Below are 6011 nucleotides of genomic sequence, written 5' to 3'. Positions count from 1 at the left end.
GCTCCAGCCTTTACAGTAATCTTAGACATATGTAATCCCTGACTTATGTGTTCGAATCATGTTGCCATACAGACTACATTTTGATAAGTAAAAACTACGAAATTTAAGGCTGATTAGATTCTTTAACCGAGTCGTAAATGCGCTCACACGTCATTCCAGCGAGGTAACGTTCGTCAGCAATTGCAGCATAACGTTTAGCTTCTGCTGCAATATCTCCGAGCATGTCGGCAAGCATTCCTGCGTCGGTGCCGGTTGTTTTGCTTCTAACGGAAGCGGCAAGATCTGCGGTGTGCTCTGTGGCGTCCAGGCGGGTGGCAAGCTTTGTTGCTTCGGTGCGCAACTGGCTAACAGTGGCAGACAGACCAGCAGCAGTGGCAGCATATTTAGCGGCTTTCGCTTGTGCATCTTTTACAGCCTCATCACGGGCAATAATACGCCCTTGTTCAATCATGCGGGCGGCAGTCTGCGCGTTCGCTGTTTGCGATGATTCAGCGCTGTCACGTTCCGCCCACTTTTTTTCCCAACCGCGGCTGCTCCATACACTGCCGGCGATGAATGCGACGGCCACCAGCAGCGAAATGGCAATAAACTGATAGCGCAGGCTCACTGGTCTATCCCCCAGCACGCCAGCGCGCTTTCCTGGTCGCGTCGTTCTACTTGCCCATAACAACCATTCTTCTGCCCTTTGGTCAGGCGACAATCGCGGCCACCGTCTTTTATCCACCAGAGGATCGCTTCACAGGCTCCTTTACGGTCGCCAGCATTAATACGCTTATAGAACGTGGACGGGAAACATTTTCCGGGGCCGATGTTATATGGGCAGAAAGAAGCGATACCCGCTTTCTGTGGTTCGGTCAGTGGTACTTTGATATTTCGGTCAACCCACGCCAGCGCTTTATCGCGTTCAATGGCGTTTACCTGGGCGCATTTCTCGGCAGACAGCTGCATGCCCTGAACTACTGGCTTACCATCAACCATCGTGGCGCCACGACAAATCGTCCAGAGTCCGCCGCCGTCGCGATACGCCGTCAGGCTGTTACCCTCTTTCTCATCCAGAAACTGATCGAGAATCACAGGCGCGGAAGCCCCGGCAAGAATCAAACCAACGACCGCTGCGCTCAGTTTATTCTTCAGCTTTGGTGACATTGCCATTAAGCCGGTCCTCCCTTTCCTTTTTCCTGTAATACCAGTTCACTGCACAGGTGATAACAGTGCATGCGATACCGACAATAATTGCCCAGTCGCTCAGGCTTAACCCTGCAATTCTGTCGGCCAACATCCAGGACACCTCTTTTGCTGTTTTAGCTGTTTCGGCGTATGCCTTCGCTGATACACCGCAGCCGGTCAGTGTGGTGCCTGTTCCATATGAAAGTCTGCTGTAAATGGTGCTCATTCTGGTCATAGCCTCACCTCCGATTTTTCGGATGGCGCTGTGTGTTTGAAAAGGGTCAGGCTTCACGGGCTGGATTTATCAACAAAGCATGTAGCAGATGATTCCCGTGAGCCTGAAAATAAAAAAGCCAGCACGAAGGCTGGCGAATCGAAAATTTTAAATCTTAAAAATTAGCTTTGATTTAGTGGCAGGAAGCGTCCTGTATGTCTCCGATAACTGCGCTATCGGTTTTATTAAATGAATAATTGCCACCAGTTTCCACATTCATGATAGTCAACGAAGTTTTACGATTGCCGCTCTCATCGTTGTAAACATTAATAAAAGCCGACTGTATTCTTGCATTATTTTCATTTTTAGTATCGGCAGAATAGGTTCTGATTTTATTCATCTCCGAATCAACCATATCCTCGACTTCAACATTAGCTCTAAACTCTACGCCATTGACCGAGATACCCTGAAAAACATTATTAGCATCAGTAAATAGGCTGAGCGATACTGCATCTTCAACTCCAATTTTACCTCCCCCCCATGTTGTACATTTAAAATGGAGTGTCGCAAAAGAGGTCAAGGGAGCAAGCGAAATTAAAAGCACTAAAATCTTGCGCATCGTGTACCGTTTAAAAAGAAAGGCAATTCCAGAAGTGTAGTATAACCGAGTAGTACAGCTAATTTTGTGTTTGGATCAATAACACATAAATAAGCTGCTAAAAACAAAAATGGCAGCTTATTTAATATATATGAAATATATGCTAATTAGTTCATTTCTGCAATACCTTGCTGATAATTTGCTGCCTTTTGTTGTGAACGTGATCGCGAAACATGAAGTAGCGCCTGGGAATCGAGTCCCTTATACAAGCTGATCATTGCATCGTAATGTTCCACGTAATTCTGAGACCAGTTTGTTTTATTAACGCCCACCAGCGCAGCCAGATCGCCATACTGATACGGATCCTTCCCGGATAATTCGCCTTTCACATCCTGCGCCGCCAGCCAGATGAGCTGCCGTAAACGGTCGGTGGTCTTCTTCGCCACCTTCTTTCCGGCCAGATGTTCGCAGAATTTCGACCACGCCCACTGAGTAATCAGCACCTGATTATCCCAGCGCACATTCTCGCTATAGTTCCATAGCAGCCAGGCCTTTTGGTGTTCTTCGAGCGCCATCAGTGCACGGCGCCACGATGCAGTGGAGTATTCAACCGGCTGTACCAGCGGAATATGCGATCCCTTGGCATGCGACTGTTTACCGGGGATTGGCGGGTTATCCAGAGTTATCATCTTGCCAGTAACCTCATCCTTCACCTTCATCTTCTTCCGCTTAAAGGTACCGGTATCGAACTGCGCGTTCTCAAGCCAGGCCATTAACTGCCCTTTCGTCGCACCACTTAAATCGGCGGTGGCCACCATCAGCTGCTGGCGCACGTATTCAAGAAATTGAGTGTTCATACAGTACCGCCTATGGTTTTGATGTAATTCTTCAGTATCCGGTAGTCCGTCAGCACAGAGCCCGGGAAATGATATAAGCGCAATCGCTGCCAGCGAACGCGGAGGTGATCGGCAAAGTAGGTTTCGAATGTCACGCTGCCTCCTGCTTTTTCAGTGCGCGTAAGTCGGCCAGCGCGGTGAACCTGATTTTCTCCAGTTCTTCGACTGTCCAGCGATGTGGGGTGTTATTGTTCTCGAGCGCCAATACCGGCTCTTCACCATAACGCTCCACCAGCGCAGCTCGGTATGCTTCGATATTCCCGGATTTAGGGACGTTGCAGACGTCACACTGAAGATGGATGTTGAAGCGAGTGAAGCGCAGATGCCCAGCGGCGGCCGTGGTCCGATAATGACCAGCATGCCAGGCGAACGCCGTTTTAGTTCCGCAGGAAATGCAGCCCCGCCCCTCTACCAACTCCGTCTCGCGGCAAATGTCATTTACGGCGCGCTGCGTCAGGTCACCCCAGTGCTTCAGCGGCTTAACTGCAGCTTTACGCTGGCGCCAGGCGGCTCGCTCTTTTTTCTCAGTGGCGCGCTGTTTGGCAGACTCCTTACGTTGTGCGGCCTCCCTAGCTTTTCTGGTCTGCTCTTTGCCATATGCGCTGGCACATTCGTACGAACAAACAATCTGCTCGTTTCGTACCGGATGGAACCACTGGCGGCATGCTTTGTTGGCGCACTTCCGGCGCGGTAGCTTAGCCATACTCAACCCCACGCCCTGTTTTGCCAGACCTTACTCGGGCGCGGCGCTATCTCGCTTTCCGGCAGCTGCACGCTGACAGTCCAGGTGATGTTGTCGCGATTAAGGCTGCGTTCTACCGTGGCGCCACGATGGCGGTAACTGGCCACCAGCTCGTCGGCCTGTTCGGTTGTGCATTCGTGATGGTGAAACCAACTTATTTTCATCGCCATCACCCCGCAAAGCTCATAAGCTGCGCAGCGGCGTTTTCCGCTTCTCGCTGAGTCTTGAATGTCCGGGACAATACCCAACGCCACAAAACATCGAGCGCGGCTTTGTACAGTTGCTGGAACTCGGTTTCGTCCATGTTAGCGAAGGCAATACTGCGGGGATGTTTACGAAGGGTGCCATCAGGCAGTTGAATGGCGTCGTAGTGGCCGGCCTCGACAATTACCCATGCACGGTACGCGTCAAAGGATTTACACAGGCTGATCCCATTGGAAATTCGGCGACTGGCTACCTGCTCCAGATACTGCTCGGCAGCATCAAAAAGAGCTGTTTCGCTTCCTCCGAATGCGGCAAGGTATTTGGCGTACCCGGTCACCAATTTACGCTCGTTGGAAGATATTGCCCCGCCGGTAGGTTCCCAGTATTCGAAACCGAGATTGAGTAATGCGAAGAAACGACGGTGAAAGGCCGGGTTGCGTGCCTGCCGGAACTCAGCCACCAGCACAGCGCCGAGTTTGATTTTTGATTGCAGAATATCGCTGGTCTCCGGCGTTGCGGGGATCAGGATTCCTGAGGACTGCTTGATGAGTTGTAGTTCGTGCGCCATGGTTTCTCTCCGTGGCGCAGTAGGTTACGGTTGTTCAGACCGTTGATTTCATATTATCAGAAGGCGGAGTTACCCGGTAGCCGAGACGGCGGATAAATTGCACAAAACCATTGGGAGTAAAGACCTCTTCATCATCCAGCAAAGGCCGCATAGAAACCATGCCATTGACGCGATAAATTAGATGCCTGCCCGATGAAGGAAAGCTAAACACCACGCAGCCGTCAGACCTTCTTACAATGTCATACCAGTTGTCTTCTGACGTTTGCAAAGCTGAATCACTCACATTTATGTTCTCCCTTTGAGCGACTAACAGACGCGATTAAAGATTGTCGGCAGCAGCATCAGAGGGATACGCAAATTGCGGTATTCTGAAAAACGCGCGCCAGCCTTAAGCGCAATTCTAATAAAACCAGTCGTCAGCGCTTTCCCAGGTATCCTGGAGGATTGATTCAATTTTCTTTTTATCGTCCTTGTCACCGCCAAAAACACTTAACCCATCCGACCCGGCACGGCGGATTGTGAGCCTGCAATTGTCATAGTGATCATTCAGGCGCTTAAGTAATTCTTTCTCCAGTGCAGGAACCGCGCCTTTAGGAAGTTCTTTCATACGATCAATGGTTAATTCAACTTTCATAATGGCCTCCATTTCATGTACTGTGTTTTTATACAGTATACCTATGAGAGGAAATGATCAACGTTTTAAGAGCACAAATTGTTAATTTTCTGTCAGGCGTAAAAAAAGAAAATCCGCCGTAGCGGGTTGAATTCGTGATGGTTTATAAAGATGTAATTTCTTTCTACTGACAAATCTATGGCTACCCATTTACCCTCAAACGTGAATACAGCATACGCGCCGACATACCGATTATCAGCATGTGGATCGGGATATGACTCACCTTCTGCCAGAACGTAAAACTTGATGCCGCTGACAATTAAACAGCCCATTACTTCTTCTCGTTCTGCGCCGCCATATCCAGATAGCGCGGGTCAGATGCTTTTGGCAGGGTCAGGCTTTTCTCGCGGTAGTAGCGAACTCGTTCCATGAAGTATTCACGGAGGTGCTCTGGCTGCTCGCGGGCCACCTGCTCAGCGATAACCGGCATGTTCATGCGCTCTTTGTACGCAACGCCGCTTGCAGCCAGATCAACGTTAACCTTGTCCTGCTCTTCTTTCGATTTTGCTGCGATGTTATAGCCTGACATGATGAATCCCCCTCGAGGCTTTGAGAGGGATTATACAAAGAAAAACCCGCCAGAGCGGGTTTAATAAGATAGAGTTACAAATGTGGCGTTAACCTTGACGTTCTATTGCATTCTTTTAAATCACCCGAACCACAACCTTTTCATTTCTCCACGGCATAAGAAGTAGAGAAAAAATTGTCATTTTGATAGCCACACCTAACGTGATGAGAAGAGCCAATTTTATGTTATATGACCCTGTTACTTCTAAGTGGCTCAAAACCTGCCAACAGTTTATTGCAGCCAGTAAAATGAGAACTGCATAATATTTTGTAAGCCTAACTTTTTCCCAGCATCCCCTGGTTTTTGCCCAATCAATCAATACAGCGTAAAACGTAATGCAGATTGCATTGGCATCGATACCCTTGCCGTAAATGTAAACAC

Annotated in this window: 13 protein-coding genes; all 13 read right to left on the bottom strand. The window is 49.1% G+C overall.

Features of this window, described 5'->3' with window-relative positions; genetic code table 11:
• Nucleotides 1-103: 103 nt before the first annotated feature.
• Nucleotides 104-607: a DUF2514 domain-containing protein gene (locus KQJ19_RS21955; RefSeq protein WP_216404142.1), complete on the bottom strand. Its 504-nt coding sequence runs from the start codon at nt 605-607 to the stop codon at nt 104-106.
• Nucleotides 604-1152, bottom strand: coding sequence for a lysozyme (locus tag KQJ19_RS21950; protein WP_216404141.1), 549 nt, complete (start codon nt 1150-1152; stop codon nt 604-606). Before KQJ19_RS21950 ends, KQJ19_RS21955 begins: the two co-directional genes overlap by 4 nt.
• Nucleotides 1124-1402, bottom strand: a complete 279-nt coding sequence (locus KQJ19_RS21945; RefSeq protein ID WP_003832349.1) for a phage holin — start codon at nt 1400-1402, stop codon at nt 1124-1126. The genes KQJ19_RS21950 and KQJ19_RS21945 overlap by 29 nt, the downstream gene beginning before the upstream one ends.
• 172 nt (nt 1403-1574) lie before the next feature.
• Entirely contained in the window at nt 1575-2000 is a 426-nt protein-coding gene (locus KQJ19_RS21940) for a hypothetical protein (protein WP_216404140.1), read from the bottom strand.
• A 146-nt stretch (nt 2001-2146) separates the two neighbouring features.
• Entirely contained in the window at nt 2147-2836 is a 690-nt protein-coding gene (locus tag KQJ19_RS21935) for a bacteriophage antitermination protein Q (RefSeq protein ID WP_216404139.1), read from the bottom strand.
• Nucleotides 2833-2970, bottom strand: a complete 138-nt coding sequence (locus tag KQJ19_RS21930) for a YlcG family protein (protein ID WP_131346042.1) — start codon at nt 2968-2970, stop codon at nt 2833-2835. The genes KQJ19_RS21935 and KQJ19_RS21930 overlap by 4 nt, the downstream gene beginning before the upstream one ends.
• Nucleotides 2967-3578 (bottom strand): recombination protein NinG, encoded by a 612-nt coding sequence (locus KQJ19_RS21925; RefSeq protein WP_216404138.1) that lies wholly within the window; start codon nt 3576-3578, stop codon nt 2967-2969. The genes KQJ19_RS21930 and KQJ19_RS21925 overlap by 4 nt, the downstream gene beginning before the upstream one ends.
• Nucleotides 3579-3580: 2 nt before the next feature.
• Nucleotides 3581-3787, bottom strand: a complete 207-nt coding sequence (locus KQJ19_RS21920) for a hypothetical protein (RefSeq protein ID WP_047418075.1) — start codon at nt 3785-3787, stop codon at nt 3581-3583.
• Nucleotides 3787-4389, bottom strand: a complete 603-nt coding sequence (locus KQJ19_RS21915) for a DUF1367 family protein (RefSeq protein WP_216404137.1) — start codon at nt 4387-4389, stop codon at nt 3787-3789. Before KQJ19_RS21915 ends, KQJ19_RS21920 begins: the two co-directional genes overlap by 1 nt.
• A gap of 34 nt (nt 4390-4423) precedes the next feature.
• Nucleotides 4424-4672, bottom strand: coding sequence for a hypothetical protein (locus tag KQJ19_RS21910; protein WP_181604031.1), 249 nt, complete (start codon nt 4670-4672; stop codon nt 4424-4426).
• Nucleotides 4673-4789: 117 nt separating this feature from the next.
• On the bottom strand, nt 4790-5023 hold the full coding sequence (locus KQJ19_RS21905) for a DinI family protein (protein WP_016236996.1): 234 nt from the start codon (nt 5021-5023) through the stop codon (nt 4790-4792).
• 310 nt (nt 5024-5333) lie between these two features.
• Complete coding sequence (locus KQJ19_RS21900) at nt 5334-5591, bottom strand: DNA polymerase III subunit theta (RefSeq protein ID WP_200107694.1); 258 nt, start codon at nt 5589-5591, stop codon at nt 5334-5336.
• Between the two features lie 115 nt (nt 5592-5706).
• On the bottom strand, nt 5707-6011 hold a 305-nt coding region (locus tag KQJ19_RS21895), incomplete at its 5' end, for a hypothetical protein (protein ID WP_216404136.1).

It is taken from the genome of Citrobacter sp. S46_ASV_140 (genome assembly GCF_018919545.1).
Lineage (GTDB): Bacteria > Pseudomonadota > Gammaproteobacteria > Enterobacterales > Enterobacteriaceae > Citrobacter > Citrobacter braakii.
The sequence above is the reverse complement of the archived record's forward strand: the minus strand, read 5'-3'. Positions and strand labels throughout refer to the sequence as shown.

What these genes read in the sequence shown, in the direction of transcription:
- KQJ19_RS21915 (WP_216404137.1), bottom strand. Translation starts at nt 4,389, where the DNA reads ATGGCGCACGAACTACAACTCATCAAGCAGTCCTCAGGAATCCTGATC.
- KQJ19_RS21945 (WP_003832349.1), bottom strand. Translation starts at nt 1,402, where the DNA reads ATGACCAGAATGAGCACCATTTACAGCAGACTTTCATATGGAACAGGC.
- KQJ19_RS21935 (WP_216404139.1), bottom strand. Translation starts at nt 2,836, where the DNA reads ATGAACACTCAATTTCTTGAATACGTGCGCCAGCAGCTGATGGTGGCC.
- KQJ19_RS21925 (WP_216404138.1), bottom strand. Translation starts at nt 3,578, where the DNA reads ATGGCTAAGCTACCGCGCCGGAAGTGCGCCAACAAAGCATGCCGCCAG.
- KQJ19_RS21920 (WP_047418075.1), bottom strand. Translation starts at nt 3,787, where the DNA reads ATGGCGATGAAAATAAGTTGGTTTCACCATCACGAATGCACAACCGAA.
- KQJ19_RS21900 (WP_200107694.1), bottom strand. Translation starts at nt 5,591, where the DNA reads ATGTCAGGCTATAACATCGCAGCAAAATCGAAAGAAGAGCAGGACAAG.
- KQJ19_RS21950 (WP_216404141.1), bottom strand. Translation starts at nt 1,152, where the DNA reads ATGGCAATGTCACCAAAGCTGAAGAATAAACTGAGCGCAGCGGTCGTT.
- KQJ19_RS21905 (WP_016236996.1), bottom strand. Translation starts at nt 5,023, where the DNA reads ATGAAAGTTGAATTAACCATTGATCGTATGAAAGAACTTCCTAAAGGC.
- KQJ19_RS21940 (WP_216404140.1), bottom strand. Translation starts at nt 2,000, where the DNA reads ATGCGCAAGATTTTAGTGCTTTTAATTTCGCTTGCTCCCTTGACCTCT.